Origin of the sequence: Nonomuraea typhae (genome assembly GCF_009760925.1) — a bacterium.
Classification (GTDB): Bacteria; Actinomycetota; Actinomycetes; order Streptosporangiales; family Streptosporangiaceae; genus Nonomuraea; species Nonomuraea typhae.
The window spans coordinates 26062-46588 of sequence record NZ_VRLV01000008.1 but is presented as its reverse complement, the minus strand read 5'-3'; the positions used below and the strand labels follow the sequence as shown (position 1 = coordinate 46588).

Below are 20527 nucleotides of genomic sequence, written 5' to 3'. Positions count from 1 at the left end.
CTGCCGGGGTGATCTTCCCGGAGCGGGAGGGGACCGGGGTCCCGGTACCGGGGTACTTGCGGACGCCGATCGTTGATCTAGCGTGGGTCTCGAGACAACGGAAAAGAGGGCATCAGATGCTGCGAACCATCAGGCTCCTTTGCACGATTGTCACCACGTTCGTCCTGGCCGTCGCCCTGGGCGGCCCCGCCGGAGCGACCTCGGACCCTCCGGAGTCGATCTCCTTACCCAACGGGTTCCGGCCCGAAGGCATCGCCATCGGCTCGGGCCCCTTCGCCTTCTTCGGCTCCCTGGCGAACGGCTCCATCTACCGCGCCGACCTGCGCACCGGACGCGGCGCGATCATCAGTGAGGGGCCCGGCACGCCGTCGGTCGGGTTGAAGATCGACGAGCGCGGACGGCTGTTCGTCGCGGGCGGCACGGCCGGGGACGCCCGTGTCGTCGACGCCCGCACCGGGAAGGTGCTGGCCTCCTACCGGCTGGCCACCGGAGCGGCGTTCGTCAACGACGTCGTCCTCGCCCAGGGCGCCGCCTGGTTCACCGACTCCACCAACCCGGTGCTCTACAAGCTGTCGCTGCGCGGCGGCCGGCTGCCCGCCGAGGTGGAGCGCATCCCGCTCACGGGAGATCTGGTGTACGGCGCCGGCATCAACGCCAACGGCATCGCGCCGGCCCCTGACGGCCGGGGCCTGATCCTGGTGCAGTCGAACACCGGCACGCTGTTCCGCGTGGACAGGTCCGGGGCGACCCGCCGCGTGGACCTGGGCGGCGAGACGCTGCAGAACGGTGACGGCCTGCTGCTGCGCGGCCGGACGTTGTACGTGGTGCAGAACCGGCTCAACACCGTGGCCGTCGTGCGCCTGAACCGCGAGGGGACCGAGGGCCGCGTCGTCCAGCGGGTGAGCAGCCCCCTGTTCGACGTCCCGACGACCGTGGCCGCCTTCGGGTCCCGGTTGTACCTGCCCAACGCCCGGTTCACCACGCCGCCGACCCCGGACACGACGTACAACGCCGTCTCCATCGCCCGTCCCTGACGGGATGGCGCTGCGCCCGGACCGGATCGGCGCCGATCCGGTCCGGGCGTCTTGCCCCGCGGGGTCAGTGACGGGCTTCGGCGGTGCTCTTCAGGGCCTTCAGCCAGGCTTCGAGACCCATTCCGAGGAACTCGGTGGCCAGGGGCACGTTGGTCTCGATCTGGTCGCCGGCGTGGGTCTCCTCGGTGCGGACGAGGACGCCGCCCTTGACCTTCGTGAAGGTCCAGACGTGGACGCCCTGGTCGATGCGGAGTCCCTTGCCGATCGCGGGCCCGGTCCAGCGGATGCACTTCTGGTCCTTGAGCTGCCGGACGGTCGAGGTGATGGTGAGCGTCGTGGCCGGGGTGACCGGGGTCTCGGGCACCGGGGTGGTCCAGCGGAACCGCGAGTTCTTCCGGAGCGGGCCCTTGTCCAGGCGCTTCGCGCTCGTGACGGGCTTCTGCCACGACGGCCAGCGTGCCACGTCGGTCTGCAGGTTCCAGATGGTCTTCAGCGGCGCCTTGATCAGGATCTCGGAGCGGTACCGGATCTTGGCGGCGGGGTCGACGCCTTCCCCGCGGCACTGGAGCCCGCCCTTGTGCTGAGGGGTGGCGGCCTGCGCGGGCGGGACGGCTCCGGCGAGGAGACCGGCGGCGACGAGCGAGACCGTGGCTGCGGCGATGCGGGTGCTGAACATGGTGGTCGTTCCTTTCGGTGGTGTCGGTTCAGTGCCGGCGGGCGCGGAAGAGGGCGACGATGAGCGCGGCGGACGCGGCGACCATCAGCCCGGCGAACCCGGGGTGCATGTCCTTGGACAGGCTCGGCGCGCCGTCGGGCCGGGTCAGCCAGATGACGAGCGGGATCAGGTAGCTGACGGCCACGAGCGCGGCGGCCCGGCGAACCATCCGGTCGCGGACGCGGAGCAGGGCACCGGCCAGCGCGATCGTGACGGGAATGCCCGACAGCAGGGCGAACTGGCCGACCACCATGACGGGGACCGCCCAGGCGGAGACGGTCACCGCCAGAGGAGCGGGCCGGCGGGTGGGCGCGGGTGCAACGGAGGTGGCCGTCATGACATGTCCCTTGGCTAGAACTTCTTGCTTGCGTTAGAAGTTATAACCGAGCAGCGAAGGAGATGTCAATAAGGTTCGTGATAGCCTCTAACTGAATCTTCACGATGTAGCTTCACCGGCGAAGGCGGCAGGTCATGGCGGCGAACACAGCAACCCCCCGCGAGCGCTACCGCACGCAGGTCCGCGCCGAGATCAAGCAGCACGCCTGGGAACAGATCGCCACCACCGGAGCCTCCGCGCTCTCCCTCAACGCGATCGCCAAGCAGATGGGCATGAGCGGCCCCGCGCTCTACCGCTACTACGCCAGCCGCGACGAACTGATCACCGAACTCATCAGAGACGCCTACCGCAGCCTCGCCGACACCATCCAGGCGGCCGCCGCCACCGGCGCGGACCTGCGCGCGCTGGCCTACGCGCTGCGCGCGTGGGCGCTGGAGGACCCCCAGCGCTACCTGCTCATCTACGGCACTCCGGTGCCCGGCTACCACGCGCCCGACGACATCACGCTCATCTCCGGCGAGACGATGGCCGTCCTGCTCGACGCCTCCGCGGCGCTACCCGGCGAGCGTTCGGCGACGCCGTTCGACGCGCATCTGGAGGAGCACCGCCACTGGGCGGCCGGCAACCCCGCCCCGGCCGCGGTCCTGCACCGGGCGCTGAGCTTCTGGACCCGGGTGCACGGCGTCCTGTCCCTGGAACTCGCCGGCCACTTCGCCGGCATGGGCTTCGACCCCGCCCAGCTGTTCGCCGCCGAACTGGACGACCTCCTGAAGGAGTGAGTGCCGGGGGAGGGCGCCCCCGGCACGGGGGTCAGCGGCCCGCGGCGCCGAGCTCGGCGACCGCGGCGACGACCTGGTCCACCTCCTGCTCGGTGTTGTAGTAGTGCGGCGACAGGCGCAGGCACCAGTCGACGTCCTTGTCGCCGAAGTCGAACTGCGCGAATTGGCGGAAGCTGAGCGCCGTGTTGATCCGGCGCGCGTCCATGGCCGCCTTGTACGGCTCGGCCCGCCAGCCCTCGACGGCGAAGGTGACCAGGGCGCCCAGCTCCCGGCCCTGGTCGAGGACGCGCACTCCGGGTAGCTCGGCGAGCCGGTCGCGCAGGCCGGCGGCCAGGGCGGGGGTACGGCGGGCGATGGCGTCCATGCCGACCTCGCGGGCATAGCGTGCGGCGGCGGCGCAGCCGAGCACGGTGGCGTAGGGGAACTCCCAGTCCTCGAACCTGGCCGCCGTCTCGACGGGCTGGTAGCGCTCCGGCTCCACCCAGCGTGCGCCGTACATGTCGATGAACAGCGGCTCATAGCCGGCGCGCAGCACGCGGTCGGACACGTACAGGAAGCCAGACCCGCGAGGTCCGCGCAGGAACTTGCGGCAGGTGGCGGTGAGCATGTCGCAGCCGATCTCCGCGACGTCGATCGGGTACTGGCCGAGAGACTGACAGGCGTCGACCAGGTACAGCAGGTCCAGCTCACGGCAGTGCCGGCCGATGTCGGCGACGGGCTGGACCAGGCCGGAGTTGGTGGGGATGTGGGTGGCGGCCACCAGCCGGGGGCGGTGGCGGCGCATCAGGTCCGCCATCGCCGCCACGTCCACGCCGCCCTCGGGGAGGTCGGGCGCGTGCACCACCCGCACGCCGAACCTCTTGCCCAGCGACAGGAAGGCGATCTGGTTGGAGATGAAGTCGTTGCGGGTGGTCAGGATGACGTCCCCGGCCGCGAACGGGATCGCCGACAGGGCGGTGGAGAACGCGTGGGTGGCGCTGCCGGCGAAGGCGATGTTCCCGGGAGCGCAGTTGATCAGGGCGGCGGTCTCGGCGTAGAACGCGCGGACCTGCTCGGCGCGGGCGGCGGCGGCTTCGTAGCCGCCGATGGCCGCCTCCAGCCGCAGGTGGTCGAGCATCGCGGTGAGCACGGGCGTGGCCAGCAGCCCGCATCCGGCGTTGTTGAAGTGCACGACGTCGCCGGCGCCGGGGGTGTCCGCGCGCAGAGCCGCGACGTCTAGTAGCGGTTCCGGGTGAATGTCAGAAGCACTATTATGATTTCTCATGTCCGACAGTAGCAGTTCGGGGGAGTTGGCGGCCAGGATGCGGGAGATGGTCGCCCGGCTGTCGCCCGGCGACCGGTTGCCCAGCAGCCGGGAGCTGATCCAGCGATACCGGGTCGGCCCCGCCACGGTGTCGCAGGCCATCGCCTTGCTCGCCGCCGAGGGCGCGGTCATCACCCGCCCGGGCAGCGGCACCTACGTGGCGGCCCGCCCCCGGCAGCGCGCCGAGGCGGCCGACACCGCCTGGCAGACCGTCACCCTCGCCGACCGGAGCGTGGACACCCGCATCCTCACCGGCCCGCCCGGCCCGGCGCCCGAGGGGACGATCATGCTGGACGGCGGCTACCTGCACCGGTCGCTGCAGCCCGCCCAGATCCTCACCGCGGCCCTGGGCCGCGCGGCCCGCCGCCCCGACGCCTGGGACCGCGCCCCCGCCGGCGGCCTGGCCGCGCTGCGCAGCGTGTTCGCCACCATGACCGGCGACGTGAGCGCGGACGACGTCCTCGTCACGGCCGGCGGCCAGAGCGCCCTGTCGATGGCGTTCCGGGCGATCGCCGCGCCCGGCGACCCCGTCCTGGTGGAATCGCCCACCTACCCGGGCGCGATCGCCGCCGCCAAGGCGGCCGGCCTGCGCCCGGTGCCGGTGCCGATGGACGACGACGGCCTGCAGCCCGGCCTCCTGGCCGACGCCTTCGCCATGACCCGCGCACGCCTGCTGTACTGCCAGCCGACCTACCACAACCCCACCGGCGCAGTGCTGGCGCCCCAACGCCGCCGGCAGGTCATCGACGCGGCCAGGGCGGCGGGCGCCTTCGTGATCGAGGACGACTACGCGCGGCACCTCGGCCACGGCACGCCGGTGCCGCCGCCCCTGCTGGCCGACGACGGCGACGGCACCGTGGTCTACCTGACCTCGCTCACCAAGCCGGCGGCGCCGAGCCTGCGCATCGGCGCCCTGGTGGCCCGGGGCCCGGTGATGGCCCGCCTGCGCGCCATCCGCATGGTCGACGACTTCTTCGTCACCCGCCCGCTCCAGGAGACGGCGGTCGAACTCCTCAGCTCTCCCGCCTGGGACCGGCACGTCCGCACCCTGGCCGCGGCGCTGCGGGAACGACGCGGCGCCCTGGTGGCCGCCCTCGCGCGCGAACTCCCCGGCTGGACCCTCGCCCATGTCCCGGCGGGCGGGCTCCACCTGTGGGTCCGCCTGCCGTACGGGGCCGATGACAGCGCGATCGCCGACACGGCCCGTCAGTACGGCGTGGCCGTCAGCGCGGGCAACCGCTACTTCGCCACCGAACTGCCGGGAGCCTGGCTACGCCTCGGCTTCGCCGCCACCGGCGACCACGCCGAACTGGCCGAGGCCACGCGCCGCCTCGCGGCCGCCTGCGGGGCGTCATGACGGCTCACGGTGCAGCACCTCCCGCTCCCATGCGCCCTTCGGCTGCGTGTGCAACCGCCAGTAGTGCTCGGCGATCAGGTCCGGGTCGAAGAACGTCCCCGCCGCCACCGGCCCGTCCACCGTGACACCGGCCACGTGCACCCCCGCGGCCCCGAACCGCTCGTCCAGCACGCTCACCAGCGTCCGCACGCCCGCCTTGCCCAGCGAGAGGCTCACATAGTCCGCCTTGGGCTCCGGCATGCCACCGGTGACGATGAACGACCCCGACCCCCGGCGCGCCATCGCCGGCAGCACGTGCGCGGCAGCCGTATGCGCACCCACCACGTTGACCGCCCAGGCGTCCAGGTGCTCGCGCGCCGTCAGCTCGCCTGGCCCGTCCGGCCGGACGACGGCCGCGTTGTAGACCACGACGTCCGGCAGCCCGTGCCGCTCGGCCGCCGTGTCCAGCGCCGCACGCAGGGCCGGTTCGTCGGCGCTGTCGGCGCGCAGGCACGTCACCGGCACGCCGGACGGCGACAGCGTCCGGGCCACCGCCTCGAGCGTGTCCTGCGCCCGTGCCACCAGCGTGAGCGCCAGCCCTTCTCGCGCGAACCGCCGGGCCACCGCCGCGCCGATCCCGGTTCCGGCCCCGATCACCACCGCAGAACCCATCACCCGCTCCTTCCCGGGGAAGCCGACACACCTCGGGGAACGTTAAGGTGTCACACCGATGTGAAGGTCAAGCCCGGGGGGACGGCATGCAGATCAGCGCCCTGGCCGGCAGGACGGGCGTGAGCCGGCGGCTGCTGCGCTACTACGAGGAGCAGGGCCTGCTGAAGCCGGTCCGGCTCCCGAACGGCTACCGCGACTACGCCGAGTCCGAGGTCACCACCGTCCGCCACATCCGCGCGCTGCTGGAGGCGGGCCTGCCCACCGCGGTCATCGCCGATCTGCTGCACTGCGTCCACGACGACGACGGCCGCCCGGTCCCCTCCACGTGTCCCGGCATGGTCGGCAACCTGCGGCGCGAGCAGCGCAGGATCGCCGCGGAGATCACCCGCCTGCAGTCCTCCCACCAGGCCCTCGACACCCTCCTGAGCGCCGCCGAAGGCACGTAGAAGCTTCACCCGCCATGATGTGCTCATCCCGTGACCGCATCGGGCCTGACGGCGTCGGCGAAGTCGCGTTCGATCAGGGCCGCCGTGGTGGACAGCTCGACGACCCAGCCCTGCAGCCGCCTGCGGTCGAAGCGGGCGGTCGGCATCGCCAGGCTGATCGCGGCCACCGTCCCGCCCGACGCGGCTCGTACGGCGGCGCCGATGGCGGTGACGCCGGTCTCGGTGAGCTGGTCGTTGACCGCGAAGCCGCGCTTGCGGACCAGGGTCAGCTCGCGGCGCAGGCGGGGCAGGTCGATCTCGCCGGATCCCTCGTACAGCGCCTCGAGTTCCCCGGGCGGCAGCGCGGCCAGCATCATCTTGCCGCCGGAGGCGAGGTGGGCGGGCAGGGACTGGCCGACGCGGTCGCCGACCCGCAGCGGCCGGCTGCACTCGACCGTGGTGACGAAGCGCACCTCCGTGCCGACGAGCACCACCAGGTTGGTCGACTCGCCGAGCCGGTCGGTCAGGGCCCGCAGGTGCGGCAGCGTCACCCGGCGCAGGAGGGCGAGGGGTGCCTCGCTCACCCGGGCGGGGCGGAGCATGCGGCCGGGGACGTACTTGCGGTCGGCCGTGCGTTCGGCGAAGTCTCGGTAGACCAGCATCGCCAGCAGCCGGTGGGCGGTGGAGGGGGAGACGCCGAGGCGTTCGGCCGCGTCGGTCACGCGGAGCTGCCCCTCTTGCTGAAGGGTCTGCGCGAGCAGCAGGGCGTGGTCGACGGAGTCGATCGCGTACGGCGGTTTGTTCTTCACAGTAGAAAACTGTATCCCTCACTACGGAATATCCCCATAGTGTGAAGTATGACATCCACCGAGAGCCCGGTTCGTATCGCGGCCTCCGACGGCCCCGGCCAGCCGGAGCGCACCGCCGACCTGGACGCGCTCTACCGCCGGTTCGAGGACGAGCTGCTGGTGCCCCTGTGGACGGAGATCGGCGACCTGATGCCCGTGCACCCCACGCCGGCGGCACGGGCGCACCTGTGGCGCTGGGACACCCTGCTGCCGCTGGCGGGCCGGGCCGGTGAGCTGGTCCCGATCGGCCGGGGCGGCGAGCGTCGCGCGATCGCGCTGGCCAACCCGGGGCTGGGCGGCGCGCCGTACGCGACTCCGACGTTGTGGGCGGCGATCCAGTACCTGTGCCCGCGCGAGGACGCCCCCGTGCACCGCCACACCCAGCACGCCTTCCGCTTCGTCGTGGAGGGCGAAGGCGTGTGGACGGTCGTCGACGGCGACCCGGTCGCCATGCGGCGGGGCGACTTCCTGCTCACCCCCGGCTGGCGCTTCCACGGCCACCACAACGTCAGCGACGCGCCGATGGCCTGGCTCGACGGCCTGGACATCCCGTTCGTCCACCACACCGGCTCGGCGTTCTTCGAGCTGGGCCCGGACACGATCGACGAACGGGCGACCCCGGCGCGGTCGCGGTCCGAGCGCCTGTGGGCGCATCCCGGCCTGCGCCCGGTGTCGTCCGCGGGGGAGCGCACCGGCAGCTCCCCGATCGCGGCCTACCGCTGGGAGCACACCGACCAGGCGCTGGCCGACCAGCTCGCCCTGGAGGACGAAGGCCATCCGGGCGTGGTGGAGCCCGGGCACGCGGCGGTGCGGTTCACCAACCCGACGACCGGCGGGGACGTGCTGCCGACCATCCGGGCCGAGTTCCACCGCCTGCGCCCCGGCGCCGTGACCGCGACCCGCCGCGAGGTCGGCTCGTCGGTCTTCCAGGTGTTCACCGGGGAGGCGAGCGTCCGCGTCGGCGACGCCGCCTGGACGGCCACCCGCGGCGACCTGTTCGCGGTCCCGTCGTGGCAGTCGCTGACGATCTCGACGCGCTCCGGCGCCGACCTGTTCCGCTTCAGCGACACGCCGATCTTCGAACGGCTCGGCCAGGATCGCGTGCGGACCGAGGGGGCCGCGCGATGAGGCTGGCGACCATCCGCACCGGGGACGGGACGCGCGCGGTGCGCCTCGACGGCGACCACTACGTCGAGCTCGGGGCCGCCGACGTGGGCGAACTGCTGCGGCAGCCCGGCTGGCGGGCGGCCGCGAGCGCCGCGGACGGCCCCGCCCGGCGCGCCGACGGGCTCGCGTTCGCGCCCGTCGTCCCCCGGCCGGGCAAGATCGTCTGTGTGGGGCTGAACTACCGCGCCCACATCAAGGAGATGGGGCGCGACCTGCCGCGGTATCCGACGCTGTTCGCCAAGTTCCCCGAGGCGCTGCTCGGCGCGCACGACGACATCGAGCTGCCCCCGGAGTCCGGCGCGCTCGACTGGGAGGCCGAACTGGCCGTCGTCATCGGCGCACCGGTACGGCGGGCCGCCCCCGAGGAGGCGGCCGCGGCGATCGCCGGATTCAGCGTGCTCAACGACGTGACCGCGCGCGACTGGCAGTTCCGCACACCCCAGTGGCTGCAGGGCAAGACCTTCGAGGCCACCACGCCGTTCGGCCCCGTGCTGGTCACCCCGGACGAGCTGCCCGGCGGACTCGCGCCCGAGCTCGAGCTCACCTGCCTCGTGGACGGCGCGGTGATGCAGCGAGCCGACACCGCCGACCTGGTGTTCTCCCCGGTCGAGCTGGTCGGTTACGTCTCGTCGATCCTCACCCTCCAGCCCGGCGACGTGATCGCCACCGGCACGCCGGGCGGCGTGGGGCACGCCCGCACGCCTGCCCGCTACCTCACGGACGGCGCGCTCGTGGACACCGAGATCGCGGGAATCGGCCGCCTGAGCAACCGGGTGCGCACGCCGTGACCGGGCGGGAAGCCGGCGCCGGGAGCGCCGTGAGGTGGATGGGAGCCGGGACCGCGTTGTTCCTGGCCGCCGTGGACGGGCTGCCCGGGCCCGCGTTCGCCGCGCCGTCCCCGCTGCCCGGCTGGACGCGCGCGCACGTGGTCGCGCACGTCCACTACAACGCCGAGGCGCTGCGCCGCCTCACGCGCTGGGCGCGGACCGGCGAACCCACCCCGATGTACCCCGGCGGCCGGCGCGCGGCCGAGATCGAGGACGGCGCGACACAGCCGCCGGAGCACCTGCGCGAGCTGGTGCACGCCTCCGCCGCGGCCCTGGCCGCGGACTTCGCCGGCCTGAGCCCGGACGCGCTGGCCGCCACCGTGGTCACCGCCCAGGGCCGCAGCGTGCCCGCAGCCGAGATCGCGTGGCTGCGCGCCCGCGAGGTCATGGTGCACACGGTTGACCTGGACGCCGGCCTCGCCTTCCCCGACCTGCCCGAAGACTTCACCACCGCGCTCGTGACCGACGTGGCCGCCCAGCGGTGCCGCGCGGGCGAGGCCGCCGCCCTGGCCTCCTGGCTCACCGGCCGCTCGCACCAAGCCCCGTCCCTCGGCACCTGGCTGTAGCGGGAGGAGACAGATGACCGACGAGATCCTCATCGCCGGAGGCGGCATCGGCGGCCTCACGACCGCGCTGGCCTGCGCGCGGTCCGGACGCCGCGTCCGCGTGCTGGAACGTTCCGAAGAGTTCGCCGAGATCGGCGCCGGGCTGCAACTCGCCCCCAACGCCACCCGCATCCTGGACCGGCTCGGCGTCCTCGGCCGGGTCATCGCGGCGGGCGTGCTGCCCGAGCGGCTGGTCTTCAACGACGCGCTCACCGGCGACCGCCTCACCCACCTCGACCTCGGCGAACCCTTCCGGCAGCGGTACGGCGGGCCGTACGTCGTCCTGCACCGCAGCGACCTGCTGGACATCCTGGTGGCCGCCTGCCGCGAGCACGGCGTCCAGCTCGACAACGACCGGCACGTCACCGGCGTCACCAGCCGCTCCGACGGCGTCACGGTGAGCTGCGCCGACGGCACCGGCTACCACGGCGCGCTCGTGGTGGCCGCCGACGGGCTGCGCTCCGGGCTGCGGGCCCTGCTCAGCGACGACGAGCCCGTCTGCTCCGGCTACGTCGCCTACCGCGGCGCCGTGCCGATCGAGGAGGCGGGCGCGCACGGCGCGCTGACCGACGTCGTGGTGTGGCTGGGCCCGGGGCTGCATCTCGTGCAGTACCCGCTGCGCGGCGGCCGGATGTACAACCAGGTCGCGGTCTTCCGCAGCCGGCGATTCGCCGAAGGGCACGCCGACTGGGGCCTGCCCGGCGAGCTGGACGAGGCGTTCTCCGTCACCTGCGACCGGGTGCGCGCCGCCGTACCGGCGTTGTGGCGGGATCGGCGCTGGCCGATGTCCGACCGCGAGCCGATCGGCGACTGGGTCGCCGGGCGGACCGCGCTGCTCGGCGACGCCGCCCACCCCATGCTGCAGTACCTCGCGCAGGGCGCCTGCCAGGCCATCGAGGACGCCGCCGCGCTGGCCGACGCCGTCGACCGCCACCTGCCCGCCGGGCACGGCGCGGCCGGGGACGTGGACAAGGCGCTGCGCGCGTACGCCGCCGAGCGCATCCCGCGCACCGCCCGCGTGCAGCGCACCGCCCGCGTGTGGGGCGACATCTGGCACGTCGACGGACTCGCCCGCGACCTGCGCAACGCCCTATTCTCCCGCCGGGAGGCGGGGGACTTCAGCGACACCGACTGGTTGTACGGCCCCGGGCCGACCGCATCGAAGGAGACCGCCCATGCCTGACCGAACCAGTGGCCTGCTGCCCCCCGAAGCCGCCCGGCTCCTGGACCGGGAGTGGAAGCTCCTGGTGGCCGGCAAGCTCACGCCCGCGGCCCGCGGCCGCACCTACGCCAGGGTGAGCCCCTACACCGAGAGCGTCATCGCCCACGTGCCCGACGGCGACGCCGGCGACGTGGACGCGGCCGCGCGGGCCGCCGCCGACGCCCGCGCGACGTGGCGGGAGATCCCCGCGGCCGAACGGGCCCGGCTGGTGCTGGAGCTCGCCGACGCGATCGAGGCGCACGGCGAGGAACTGGCGCTGCTGGACACCGCCGACGCCGGCTCGCCGATCACCAACTCCCGCTTCGACGTGGCGACCGCTCTCGCGCAGCTCCGCCTGTTCGCCGGGCTCGCCCTGGAGCTGAAGGGCACGACCGTGCCCGCGAGCACCGGCCTGCACGTCACCGTGCGCGAACCGGCCGGCGTGGTCGCCCGCATCGTGCCGTACAACCACCCGCTCATGTTCGCCTGCAAGATCGCGGCGCCGCTGGTCGCGGGCAACCCGACGATCCTCAAACCGCCGGAGGCGGCGCCGCTGTCCGCGCTGCGCCTGGCCGAGCTGGCGGCCGGCATCTTCCCGCCCGGCGTGCTGTCGGTCGTCGTCGGGGACGGCCCCGCCGTACCGGATGCACTGGTACGGCACCGCCACGTGCGCCGGATCGGCTTCATCGGCTCGGAGCCGACCGGGCGGGCCATCCAGCGCGCCGCCGCGGAGACCGGCGTCAAGGACGTCTCCCTCGAGCTCGGCGGCAAGAACGCGATGGTCGTCTTCGGCGACGCCGACCTGCGGGCCGCCGCCGAGGGTGCGGTGTCCGGCATGAACTTCACCTGGTCCGGCCAGTCGTGCGGGTCCAACTCGCGGCTGCTGGTCCAGCGGGAGATCCACGACGAGCTGGTCGAGCGGGTCGTGCGGATCATCGAGGGCCGCCGGATCGGCGACCCGTTCGACGAGGGCACCGAGCAGGGCACGATGATCAACCGCGCCCAGTACGACAAGTCGCTGGCCTACATCGACCTCGCCGTCCGCGAGGGCGCCACCGTCGTCACCGGCGGCGGCCGGCCCGCCGGCCTGGACCACGGCCTGTTCGTGGCTCCCACGGTGTTCACCGGGGTGCACCCGAGCTCACGCATCGCGCAGGAGGAGGTCTTCGGGCCGCTGCTGTCGGTCATCCCCTTCGACGACGAGGCCGAGGCCGTGCGGATCGCCAACGGCGTGCCGTACGGGCTGACCGCCAGCGTGTGGACCGCGGACGTCAGCCGCGCGCACCGCGTCGCCCATGCCTTCGAGTCCGGCTTCGTGTGGATCAACGGATCCTCCCGGCATTTCCCCAACGTGCCGTTCGGCGGCGTGAAGGGCTCCGGCGTCGGGCGGGAGGAAAGCCTCGAGGAACTGCTCGGCTACACCGAGCTCAAGGCCATCAACATCCTGTTCTAGGAGCACCCATGCCGTACGTCATAGGCATCGACACCGGCGGCACGTTCACCGACGCGTTCGCCGCCGACCAGCACAACCGGCTCGCCGCGGCCAAGACCCCGTCCACCCCGCCGGACTTCGCCGAGGGCTTCCTCAACGCCGTCGACGAGCTGGCCGCCGAGCTCGGCATCGGCACCGCCGAACTGCTGGCCGGCACCGAGTACATCGTGCACGGCACCACCTCGACCCTGAACGCCCTGGTCACCGGTGACGTCGCCGACGTCGGCTTCCTCACCACGCGCGGGCACGCCGACTCCATCAGCATCATGAACCTCGAAGGCCGCTACGCGGGCCTGGGACCGGACGAGATCCAGCACATGGCGCGCACCGGCAAGCCGCAGGCGCTCGTGGGCCGCCACCGGATCAAGGAGATCGACGGCCGCGTCGACTACAAGGGCGCCGTCGTCGTGCCGCTGGACGAGGGCGGCGTCCGCGAGGCGGTGCGCGAGCTGGTGGCCGACGGCGTGGAGGCGATCGCGGTGTCGTTCCTGTGGTCGTTCCGCAACCCCGCGCACGAGCAGCGGGTGCGCGAGCTGATCCACGAGGAGGCGCCCGGTCTCTACGTCGCGCTGTCCAGCGACGTCAGCCCCCGCATCCGGGAGTACTCCCGCAGCGTCACCACCATCATGAACACCCAGGTCGGCCCGAAACTGGGCACCTACCTCGAGCCCCTCGAAGCCGAGCTGCGCCGCCGCGGCCTGACCGGGGCGCTGCTGGTCATGCAGGGTTCCGGCGGCTGCGTGACGGCGAAGGACGCCCCCGCGCACGGCATCACCACCATCGGCTCGGTGCTCACCGGCGGCGTGGTCGGCTGCACCCGGATGGCGGCGGCGCTGGGCACCCGCAAGGTCATCTCCACCGACATGGGCGGCACCACGTTCCTGGTCGGGCTCGTCGTGGACGGCAGGCCGGTGACCACCACGAGCACCGTGCTCAACCAGTACACGGTCAGCACGCCCATGGTGGACGTGCACACGATCGGCGCGGGAGGCGGCGCCATCGCCTGGGTGGACCCCGGCGGCAACCTCCGCGTCGGCCCGCGCAGCGCGGGGGCGCGGCCCGGCCCCGCCTGCTACGACGAGGGCGGCTGGGAGCCCACGGTCACCGACGCCGACCTGGTGCTGGGCATCATCAACCCGGACAACTTCCTGGGCGGGCGCAAGAAGCTCGACGTGGAGCTGGCCCGCGAGGCCATCGACAAGGCCGTGGCCACCCCGTTGCGGATGTCGGTCGAGGAGGCCGCGGCCGCGATCTACGCGATCCAGAACGCCCAGACCGCCGACCTGGTCCGCAAGGTGGTCGTCAACTCCGGGCAGGACCCGCGGGAGTTCACCCTGTACGCCTTCGGCGGCGCCGGCCCGATGCACTGCGCGAGCTACTCCAGGGACCTCGGCGTCAAGGAGGTCGTGGTGCCGCTCGGCTCGACGGCCGCGGTGTTCTCCGCCTTCGGCCTGGCCGCCTCCGACATCGTGCTCACTGCCGAGCGCTCCCAGCCCGCGCAGCTTCCCGTCGAGACGGCGACGGTCAACGCGGTGTACGGCGGGCTCGAGGCCGAGCTGGAGCAACGCCTGTCGGAGCAGGGGCTGGCCTTCTCCGCCGTCGCCTACGAGCGGGAGGCCGACATCCGCTACACGATGCAACTGGCCGAGGTGTCCACCCCCGTTCCGGGCGGGACGCTCACCGCCGCGCAGGTCGAGCAGGTCGGCGCCGACTTCGAGGCCCGCTACGAGTCGCTGTACGGCGAGGGCACCGGATTCCCCGACGCCGGCCTGCAGCTGATCACGTACCGGGTGCGGGCCGTCGGCACGCTGCCCATCGCGCCGACCCTGCCCGACCACCCGGAACCGGCCGGGCGGCAGCCGGAACCCAGCGGCGTCCGCGAGGTGTTCCTGGACGTCCGCGCCGGTCGCCGGCCGGCGACGATCTACGACTACGGCAGCCTGGGCACCGGCCACCGCATCAGCGGGCCGGCCGTCGTGGAGGCGCCCACCACCACGGTCGCCCTGCCTCCCGGCACGCACGCCACCGTCGACCGGCTCGGCAACCTCGTCATCCGCTTCAAGGAGGACCACTGATGCCCGTCATCCCCGTCTCCGGATCCGAGCGGTTCGCGCAGACCGGCCGGCCGCTCGACGACGCCGACACCTTCGGCGAGCTCACCCTGCACACCGTCGGCGCCGACGCGGCGGAGCGGGTCGACGCGCTGACCTACGAAGTGATCAGGCATCGGCTGGTCGCCATCACCGACGACATGGGCGAGGCGGTCAAGCGCATGTCCGGCTCCGTCGTGGTCACCGACTGCAACGACTTCGGCACCGGGATCATGGACGAGACCGGTGACACCGTGCAGGTCGGCCTCTACAACATGCAGCTCGGCTCCGCCCTGGACATGGCGGTGCGCTGGACCTTGCGCAACCGGTCGGCCAACCCCGGCATCGGTCCCGGTGACCAGTTCCTGCTCAACGACCCGTGGATCGGCGGCGGCCTGCACCAGAACGACGTCACCGTGCTGGCGCCGCTGTTCCACGAGGGCGAGCTGTTCTGCTGGACCAGCGTCGTCGCCCACCAGGTCGACCTCGGCGGGGTGTCGCCGGGCAGCTGGTCGGTCGAAGGGCACGACGTGTTCTGGGAGTCGCTGCCGATCCCGCCGGTGAAGATCGTCGAGGGGCGGCGGCTGCGCTCCGACATCGAGGACATGTACCTGCGCCGCTCGCGCGTGCCCAAGCTGGTCGGCCTGGACCTGCGGGCCAAGATCGGCGCCAACAACGTCGCCCACGACCGGCTCACGGCGCTCATCGACACCTACGGGCCCGGCACGGTCAAGGCCGTGATGAAGAAGATGATGAACGACGCCGAGACCCGGCTGCGCGCCAAGCTGCGCGACCTGCCGGACGGCACCTGGTCCGCGGTCGCGCACCAGGACGGCGCCCGCGCCGGCGACCGCGGCATCCACAAGATCGTCGTGGCCATGACCAAGCGCGACGACCGGCTGCTGTTCGACTTCACCGGCACCGATCCCCAGGTCGAGGGCATCATCAACTGCACCCTGGCCGGGCTGCGCGGCGGCATCCTGCCGATCATGCTGACCATGCTCTGCCCGGACATGTCCTGGTCGCCGGGCGGCATCCTGCGCTGCGTGGACATCGTCAGCGAACCGGGCACCATCAACAACTGCACCTTCCCCGCGGGCATCGGCAAGGGTTCGGTGAACTCCGCGTGGGCCACCCAGAACGCCGTCTCTGAGACGGTCGCCGCCATGCTGGGCACCCATCCCGAGCTGAGCCGGTCGGCGATGAGCGTGTGCTCAGGCACCTTCGACCTGGCCCTGCTGGCCGGCGTCGACCAGCGCGGCAACGGCTTCGCCACCATGCTCTGCGACTCCATGGCGGGCGGGCTTGGCGCCAGGACGGACGGCGACGGCGTCGACACCGGGGGCGAGAACTGCATCCCGATGGGCCGCATCGCCGACGTCGAGATCAACGAGTTCAGCTTCCCCATGCTGTACCTGTGGCGGCGCGAGGAGGCCGACTCGGGCGGCCCAGGGCGCTGGCGCGGCGGCGTGGGCGCCTCCAGCTGCTTCATCCCGTACGACTCCCCGGCCGGAGGCGTGCACCTGGTGGTCTCGGCCAACGGCAAGTCCGTGCCGCAGGCGCCCGGCCTGTCGGGCGGCTACCCGGCCGCTACCCAGTGGGACGTGCTGATCCGCGGCTCCAGCGTGCGCGAGCAGCTGGCCGGTGGCCGCATCCCGCAGTCCCTGCCGGAGCTCGGCGGCACGCCCGACACCCTGCCGCCGCACCTCGAGACCGATCTGGACGCCGGGGACGTGTACTTCACCCACTGGCAGGGCGGCGGCGGCATCGGGGACCCGCTGCACCGCGAACCGGATCGGGTCGCCGCCGACGTGCGCGGCGGCAAGGTGTCGCCGCGCGCGGCTCGCGAGGTGTACGGCGTGGCCCTCACCCCGGAGCGCACGGCCGACCCCGCGGCCACCGAGGCGCTGCGCCGGCGGCTTCGCTACGAGCGGGCCGGACTGACCCCGCCCGCCGGCACGGAGGGGACGAGCGCGTGAACCGGGATGTAGGCCGGCGTGCCGCGGAAAGAGCCGAGCGCGTGAACCTCGCTGTCGACCGGCGTGCCACGGAAGGAACGAGCGCATGAATCTCGATGTCAACCTGCGTGCCGACGACGGTGGCGCGGTGGTGTGCAGGCACTGCGGCGCCCGGGTCGGCGACCACGTGACCGCGCCGATGACCCATGCCCTGCGGCGCGAGCGCCCGTCGGTCGAAGCCGGGCCCGGCGTGCACGCCGACCCGTCCGCCTTCGTGGACCGGCCCATCGTGCTGCGCCAGGCGTTCTGCCCCGGGTGCCTCACCCTGCTGTCCACCGAGATCGTCCCTGCCGACGAGCCCTCCTACCGCACGTGGAGCCTGGCATGAGCCTCGCGGAGAAGATCATCGTCGTCACCGGCGCGGCCCAGGGCATCGGCGCCGCCTACGCCCGCCGCCTGGTCGAGGAGGGCAGCACGGTGGTGCTGGCCGACCGCAACCGCGAAGGCGCCGAGGCCACCGCCGCCGCGCTGGGCGGCCCCGGCAAGGCCACGGCTCACGAGCTCGACGTCGCCGACCGGGCGAGCTGCCAGGCCCTGGCCGCGCACCTGGCCGACGCCCACGGCCGGGTCGACGGCCTGGTCAACAACGCCGCGATCTTCAGCACCATCCGGATGCAACCCTTCTGGGAGATCACCGACGAGGAATGGGACCGGACGCTGGCGGTCAACCTGCGCGGCCCCTGGCTGCTGGTCTCCGTGCTGCTGCCACTGCTGCGCGCCTCGGCCGGGGCGAGCGTGGTGAACATCGGCTCCGACGCCGTGCAGCTGGGCCGTACCGGCTATCTGCACTATGTCGCCGGCAAGGGCGGGGTGCACGGCATGACGTTCTCGATGGCGCGCGAGCTGGGGGAGTTCGGCATCCGCGTCAACACGCTGTCGCCGGGGCCCGTCTACACCGAGGTGGCGCGCGAGACGGTCACGCCCGCGCAACGCGAGACGATGATCGCGGCGCAGGCGCTGCACCGGCCCGCCGGCCCCGACGACATGACCGGCGCGCTGGCCTTCCTGCTCGGCGACGACTCCGCGTACCTGACCGGGCAGACGATCAGCGTGAACGGGGGGCTGGTGCACCGATGAGCAGCCAGCTCCGCGAGCTCGTCGCGTTGTCCTGCCGCGTCCTCGGCACCGCCGACCAGGGCGACCTGATCTGGGGCCATTCCTCCGCCCGCGACCCCGGGGGACGGGGCGTGTGGATCAAGGCCGCCGGCTGGGGCATGGAGGAGGTCACGCCCGAGCGCGTCCAGCTCGTCAGCCCGTCCGGCGAGGTGCTGGAGGGGGAGGGGCCGCGGCACAGCGAGTACCCGATCCACACCGAGATCATGGCGGCCCGCCCCGACGTCGGCGGAGTCGTCCACACCCACTCGCCCTACGCCGTGGCCCTGGCCGCCGCGGGCCAGGACCTGCTGCCCGTCAGCCACGCCGCCAACTACTTCGTGCCGCCCGGGGTACCGCGCTTCACCGACACCGCCGACCTCATCCTCACGCCCGAGCTGGGGCGGGCGGTGGCCGGCACACTGGGACAGGCGTCGGCGGCCTTCCTGGTCAACCACGGCATCGTCACCGTCGGCCCCACCCTGAGGGCCGCCACGGTGGCGGCGATCGTCCTGGAGCGCGCCGCGTACCAGCAGTGGCTCACCCGGGGCTTCGGCACCTGGCCGACCTGGTCGGACCCGGCCGAGTCGCTGGCCAAGCGCGCGCACATCTTCCACCCGGACGCCGTCGAGCAGGTGTGGGAGTACCTGGTCCGCCGACTCCCGGCCTGACCCCGTGCCGGTTCCCGTCCCGATCCTGTGCCGGGTGTCGGCTTGATGCTGGGCCGGTTCCCGTCCCGATCCTGTGCTGGGTGTCGGCTTGATGCTGTGCCGGTTCCCGTCCCGATCCTGTGCTGGGTGTCGGCTTGATGCTGTGCCGGTTCCGGGCTTGATGTTGGGCCGGTTCCGGCCTGGCCCTGGGCCGGTTCCCGGTTTGGCCTTCCGCCGGTTCCCCCCCGCTCGACCCTCCGCCGCTCCCGGCCTGGCCCTGCGCCGGTTCGCGGTTTGGCCTTCCGCCGGCTCACTCCGCCTGACCAGGACCGCCCGCCCGGCGGCCGGGTCAGGCGCGGCCGGCGATCCGGTCGAGCAGCTCGGCCAGCAGCAACCGCTCGCCCGGGCTGAAGCCGCTCTCCACCTCCTCCACAAGGGTCCGCAGCGCGACCGCGTGCCGTACCGCGGTGTCCTCGTGTACGGCGGGCCCGCGCACCGGATCATCCGCTGGTACGGCGGGCCCGCGCACCGCGATCGCGGCCAGGACGGACTCGCGCAGCGCGGCCGACACCGCGAGCTGCCGCTCCTCGGGCGGTACCGAGATCAGGCTGAGGGTCACGCCCATGCTGGCCGCGTGGATCATCTGCGCGGCCCGCTCCACCGGCACGCGCAGCAGGCCCGCCGCCGCGGCGCGGTTCAGCATCTCGCGCAGGATCTCCTGGGCCTGCCGGGCGGGGTCGTCGGCGGCGTGCTGTTGGTACATCAGCCGGTAGTGCGCGGGGTGCCGCAGCCCGAACTCCACGTGGAGGTCCCAGCCGGCGCGCAGGTCGTCGATCGGGTCGCCGGAGGGCGGCTGGTCCTTCTTCTCGGCCAGGTAGCGGGTGAAGCCGTCGGCGGCCACCGCGTCCAGCAGGCCCTGCATGTCGCCGAACAGCCGGTAGATGGCCGGTGGCTGGACCCCCGCCGCGGCACTGACCGAGCGGGTCGTCACCGACTCCTGTCCCTGGGTCGCGAGCAGGTCCGCCGCGGCGGCGATGATCCGCTCTCGCATGTCTTCGCGCTTCGCCATGGATCGATGATAACAAGTTTCTGCTATCGTCGGTTGCATCGCTGTTAACAGTAATCTAGTATCGCTGTTATCAGCTCGCGAGAAAGGCGGCACATCATGACGGAGCTCTCGGGGAAGACGGCCGTCGTCACCGGCTCGTCCAAGGGCGTCGGGCGCGCGATCGCCCAGCGCCTGGCCGAGCGGGGTGCGAACGTGGTCGTCAACTACCTCGGCGACGAGGAGGCCGCCCGGCGCTCGCACGAGGCGATCCTGGCCACGGGCGTCAAGGCGATCGCGGTCAGGGCCGACGTCTCCACCAGCGCGGGCGTCGCCGAGTTGTTCGAGCGCGCGCTGGAGGCGTTCGGCCGCATCGACATCGTGGTGGCCAACGCCGGCATCGAGAAGGTCAACATCCCGGTCACCGACGTCACCGAGGAAGACCTCGACCTGCTGCTGCGGGTCAACACCAAGGGGCCGTTCCTGGTCATGCAGGCCGCCGCGCGGCACGTGGCCGACGGCGGGCGGATCATCAACATCTCCTCCAGTTCCACGGCCCGGCCGCAGCCCGGGCTCGGGCTCTACGGCACCAGCAAGTCGGCGCCCAACTACCTGACCGAGGTGCTGGCGCTGGAGCTCGGCCCGCGCCGGATCACCGTCAACTCGCTGCAGCCCGGGCCCGTCGACGGGGCCGGCATCTTCACCGGGGTCGACGACGCCGAGCCGTACAAGAAGGCGCTGCGCGACAGCGTCCCGCTCGGACGGCTGGCCACGCCCGCCGACGTGGCCGACGTGGCCGCGTTCCTGGCCGGGGAGGAGTCCTTCTTCGTCACCGGCCAGCGCATCCTCATGAACGGCGCCTCCAGCAACTGATCACACCATCCGGAAGGA

21 protein-coding genes are annotated in these 20527 nt (G+C 72.9%); 15 read left to right on the top strand and 6 right to left on the bottom strand.

What is annotated here, in order from left to right; translation table 11 throughout:
* Positions 1–116: 116 nt before the first annotated feature.
* Entirely contained in the window at positions 117–1034 is a 918-nt protein-coding gene (locus tag FVE25_RS28910) for an SMP-30/gluconolactonase/LRE family protein (RefSeq protein WP_157250257.1), read from the top strand.
* 64 nt (positions 1035–1098) lie between these two features.
* Here the strand turns inward: FVE25_RS28910 and FVE25_RS28905 are convergent, their stop codons facing one another.
* Together FVE25_RS28905 and FVE25_RS28900 are read right to left on the bottom strand one after the other, a co-directional pair.
* The gene (locus FVE25_RS28905; protein ID WP_157250256.1) at positions 1099–1710 is read right to left on the bottom strand and encodes an SRPBCC family protein; all 612 of its coding nucleotides are present in this window, start codon (positions 1708–1710) and stop codon (positions 1099–1101) included.
* Between the two features lie 28 nt (positions 1711–1738).
* Complete coding sequence (locus FVE25_RS28900) at positions 1739–2086, bottom strand: hypothetical protein (protein ID WP_157250255.1); 348 nt, start codon at positions 2084–2086, stop codon at positions 1739–1741.
* A gap of 134 nt (positions 2087–2220) precedes the next feature.
* Between FVE25_RS28900 and FVE25_RS28895 the strand changes: the two genes are divergently transcribed.
* Complete coding sequence (locus FVE25_RS28895) at positions 2221–2865, top strand: TetR/AcrR family transcriptional regulator (RefSeq protein ID WP_157250254.1); 645 nt, start codon at positions 2221–2223, stop codon at positions 2863–2865.
* 31 nt (positions 2866–2896) lie between these two features.
* Here FVE25_RS28895 and FVE25_RS28890 read toward each other — a convergent pair whose 3' ends face one another.
* Positions 2897–4129, bottom strand: a complete 1233-nt coding sequence (locus FVE25_RS28890) for an aminotransferase class V-fold PLP-dependent enzyme (RefSeq protein WP_157250253.1) — start codon at positions 4127–4129, stop codon at positions 2897–2899.
* Here FVE25_RS28890 and FVE25_RS28885 point away from each other — a divergent pair.
* Positions 4128–5525 carry an aminotransferase-like domain-containing protein gene (locus FVE25_RS28885; RefSeq protein WP_157250252.1) on the top strand — a complete coding sequence of 466 codons (1398 nt, stop codon included), beginning with the start codon at positions 4128–4130 and terminating at the stop codon, positions 5523–5525. The two genes, FVE25_RS28890 and FVE25_RS28885, sit on opposite strands and share 2 nt — an antisense overlap.
* On the opposite strand, the gene FVE25_RS28880 is transcribed toward FVE25_RS28885, so the two are convergent.
* Positions 5520–6176, bottom strand: a complete 657-nt coding sequence (locus FVE25_RS28880) for an SDR family NAD(P)-dependent oxidoreductase (protein ID WP_181019746.1) — start codon at positions 6174–6176, stop codon at positions 5520–5522. The two genes, FVE25_RS28885 and FVE25_RS28880, sit on opposite strands and share 6 nt — an antisense overlap.
* 86 nt (positions 6177–6262) lie before the next feature.
* On the opposite strand from FVE25_RS28880, the gene FVE25_RS28875 reads away from it, so the two are divergent.
* On the top strand, positions 6263–6622 hold the full coding sequence (locus tag FVE25_RS28875; RefSeq protein WP_157250251.1) for a MerR family transcriptional regulator: 360 nt from the start codon (positions 6263–6265) through the stop codon (positions 6620–6622).
* Between the two features lie 23 nt (positions 6623–6645).
* Here the strand turns inward: FVE25_RS28875 and FVE25_RS28870 are convergent, their stop codons facing one another.
* Positions 6646–7410 carry an IclR family transcriptional regulator gene (locus FVE25_RS28870; protein ID WP_157250250.1) on the bottom strand — a complete coding sequence of 255 codons (765 nt, stop codon included), beginning with the start codon at positions 7408–7410 and terminating at the stop codon, positions 6646–6648.
* A gap of 48 nt (positions 7411–7458) precedes the next feature.
* Here FVE25_RS28870 and FVE25_RS28865 point away from each other — a divergent pair, with 48 nt between their 5' ends.
* The 10 genes from FVE25_RS28865 to FVE25_RS28825 all read left to right on the top strand — a co-directional run bounded on the left by FVE25_RS28865 (position 7459) and on the right by FVE25_RS28825 (position 18612).
* Positions 7459–8577, top strand: a complete 1119-nt coding sequence (locus FVE25_RS28865; protein ID WP_157250249.1) for a cupin domain-containing protein — start codon at positions 7459–7461, stop codon at positions 8575–8577.
* Positions 8574–9404 (top strand): fumarylacetoacetate hydrolase family protein, encoded by an 831-nt coding sequence (locus tag FVE25_RS28860; RefSeq protein WP_157250248.1) that lies wholly within the window; start codon positions 8574–8576, stop codon positions 9402–9404. Before FVE25_RS28865 ends, FVE25_RS28860 begins: the two co-directional genes overlap by 4 nt.
* A 38-nt stretch (positions 9405–9442) precedes the next feature.
* A complete protein-coding gene (locus tag FVE25_RS28855; RefSeq protein WP_157250584.1) occupies positions 9443–10009 on the top strand; it encodes a maleylpyruvate isomerase N-terminal domain-containing protein in 567 nt (188 codons plus the stop codon).
* Between the two features lie 13 nt (positions 10010–10022).
* Complete coding sequence (locus FVE25_RS28850; RefSeq protein ID WP_157250247.1) at positions 10023–11231, top strand: FAD-dependent monooxygenase; 1209 nt, start codon at positions 10023–10025, stop codon at positions 11229–11231.
* On the top strand, positions 11224–12702 hold the full coding sequence (locus tag FVE25_RS28845; protein ID WP_157250246.1) for an aldehyde dehydrogenase family protein: 1479 nt from the start codon (positions 11224–11226) through the stop codon (positions 12700–12702). Before FVE25_RS28850 ends, FVE25_RS28845 begins: the two co-directional genes overlap by 8 nt.
* An 8-nt stretch (positions 12703–12710) precedes the next feature.
* Positions 12711–14816 (top strand): hydantoinase/oxoprolinase family protein, encoded by a 2106-nt coding sequence (locus FVE25_RS28840; RefSeq protein WP_157250245.1) that lies wholly within the window; start codon positions 12711–12713, stop codon positions 14814–14816.
* Positions 14816–16810 (top strand): hydantoinase B/oxoprolinase family protein, encoded by a 1995-nt coding sequence (locus tag FVE25_RS28835; RefSeq protein ID WP_181019745.1) that lies wholly within the window; start codon positions 14816–14818, stop codon positions 16808–16810. The genes FVE25_RS28840 and FVE25_RS28835 overlap by 1 nt, the downstream gene beginning before the upstream one ends.
* A gap of 85 nt (positions 16811–16895) precedes the next feature.
* Positions 16896–17177: a hypothetical protein gene (locus FVE25_RS53975; protein ID WP_181019744.1), complete on the top strand. Its 282-nt coding sequence runs from the start codon at positions 16896–16898 to the stop codon at positions 17175–17177.
* On the top strand, positions 17174–17926 hold the full coding sequence (locus tag FVE25_RS28830; protein ID WP_157250244.1) for an SDR family NAD(P)-dependent oxidoreductase: 753 nt from the start codon (positions 17174–17176) through the stop codon (positions 17924–17926). The genes FVE25_RS53975 and FVE25_RS28830 overlap by 4 nt, the downstream gene beginning before the upstream one ends.
* Positions 17923–18612 (top strand): class II aldolase/adducin family protein, encoded by a 690-nt coding sequence (locus tag FVE25_RS28825; protein WP_157250243.1) that lies wholly within the window; start codon positions 17923–17925, stop codon positions 18610–18612. The genes FVE25_RS28830 and FVE25_RS28825 overlap by 4 nt, the downstream gene beginning before the upstream one ends.
* Positions 18613–18940: 328 nt before the next feature.
* Here the strand turns inward: FVE25_RS28825 and FVE25_RS28820 are convergent, their stop codons facing one another.
* A complete protein-coding gene (locus FVE25_RS28820) occupies positions 18941–19660 on the bottom strand; it encodes a TetR/AcrR family transcriptional regulator (protein ID WP_157250242.1) in 720 nt (239 codons plus the stop codon).
* Between the two features lie 96 nt (positions 19661–19756).
* Between FVE25_RS28820 and FVE25_RS28815 the strand changes: the two genes are divergently transcribed.
* Positions 19757–20509 (top strand): SDR family NAD(P)-dependent oxidoreductase, encoded by a 753-nt coding sequence (locus FVE25_RS28815; protein ID WP_157250241.1) that lies wholly within the window; start codon positions 19757–19759, stop codon positions 20507–20509.
* Positions 20510–20527: the final 18 nt, after the last annotated feature.

What these genes read in the sequence shown, in the direction of transcription:
- FVE25_RS28910 (WP_157250257.1), top strand. Translation starts at nt 117, where the DNA reads ATGCTGCGAACCATCAGGCTCCTTTGCACGATTGTCACCACGTTCGTC.
- FVE25_RS28905 (WP_157250256.1), bottom strand. Translation starts at nt 1,710, where the DNA reads ATGTTCAGCACCCGCATCGCCGCAGCCACGGTCTCGCTCGTCGCCGCC.
- FVE25_RS28900 (WP_157250255.1), bottom strand. Translation starts at nt 2,086, where the DNA reads ATGACGGCCACCTCCGTTGCACCCGCGCCCACCCGCCGGCCCGCTCCT.
- FVE25_RS28895 (WP_157250254.1), top strand. Translation starts at nt 2,221, where the DNA reads ATGGCGGCGAACACAGCAACCCCCCGCGAGCGCTACCGCACGCAGGTC.
- FVE25_RS28885 (WP_157250252.1), top strand. Translation starts at nt 4,128, where the DNA reads ATGTCCGACAGTAGCAGTTCGGGGGAGTTGGCGGCCAGGATGCGGGAG.
- FVE25_RS28890 (WP_157250253.1), bottom strand. Translation starts at nt 4,129, where the DNA reads ATGAGAAATCATAATAGTGCTTCTGACATTCACCCGGAACCGCTACTA.
- FVE25_RS28880 (WP_181019746.1), bottom strand. Translation starts at nt 6,176, where the DNA reads ATGGGTTCTGCGGTGGTGATCGGGGCCGGAACCGGGATCGGCGCGGCG.
- FVE25_RS28875 (WP_157250251.1), top strand. Translation starts at nt 6,263, where the DNA reads ATGCAGATCAGCGCCCTGGCCGGCAGGACGGGCGTGAGCCGGCGGCTG.
- FVE25_RS28865 (WP_157250249.1), top strand. Translation starts at nt 7,459, where the DNA reads ATGACATCCACCGAGAGCCCGGTTCGTATCGCGGCCTCCGACGGCCCC.
- FVE25_RS28860 (WP_157250248.1), top strand. Translation starts at nt 8,574, where the DNA reads ATGAGGCTGGCGACCATCCGCACCGGGGACGGGACGCGCGCGGTGCGC.
- FVE25_RS28855 (WP_157250584.1), top strand. Translation starts at nt 9,443, where the DNA reads ATGGGAGCCGGGACCGCGTTGTTCCTGGCCGCCGTGGACGGGCTGCCC.
- FVE25_RS28850 (WP_157250247.1), top strand. Translation starts at nt 10,023, where the DNA reads ATGACCGACGAGATCCTCATCGCCGGAGGCGGCATCGGCGGCCTCACG.
- FVE25_RS28845 (WP_157250246.1), top strand. Translation starts at nt 11,224, where the DNA reads ATGCCTGACCGAACCAGTGGCCTGCTGCCCCCCGAAGCCGCCCGGCTC.
- FVE25_RS28840 (WP_157250245.1), top strand. Translation starts at nt 12,711, where the DNA reads ATGCCGTACGTCATAGGCATCGACACCGGCGGCACGTTCACCGACGCG.
- FVE25_RS28835 (WP_181019745.1), top strand. Translation starts at nt 14,816, where the DNA reads ATGCCCGTCATCCCCGTCTCCGGATCCGAGCGGTTCGCGCAGACCGGC.
- FVE25_RS53975 (WP_181019744.1), top strand. Translation starts at nt 16,896, where the DNA reads ATGAATCTCGATGTCAACCTGCGTGCCGACGACGGTGGCGCGGTGGTG.
- FVE25_RS28830 (WP_157250244.1), top strand. Translation starts at nt 17,174, where the DNA reads ATGAGCCTCGCGGAGAAGATCATCGTCGTCACCGGCGCGGCCCAGGGC.
- FVE25_RS28825 (WP_157250243.1), top strand. Translation starts at nt 17,923, where the DNA reads ATGAGCAGCCAGCTCCGCGAGCTCGTCGCGTTGTCCTGCCGCGTCCTC.
- FVE25_RS28820 (WP_157250242.1), bottom strand. Translation starts at nt 19,660, where the DNA reads ATGGCGAAGCGCGAAGACATGCGAGAGCGGATCATCGCCGCCGCGGCG.
- FVE25_RS28815 (WP_157250241.1), top strand. Translation starts at nt 19,757, where the DNA reads ATGACGGAGCTCTCGGGGAAGACGGCCGTCGTCACCGGCTCGTCCAAG.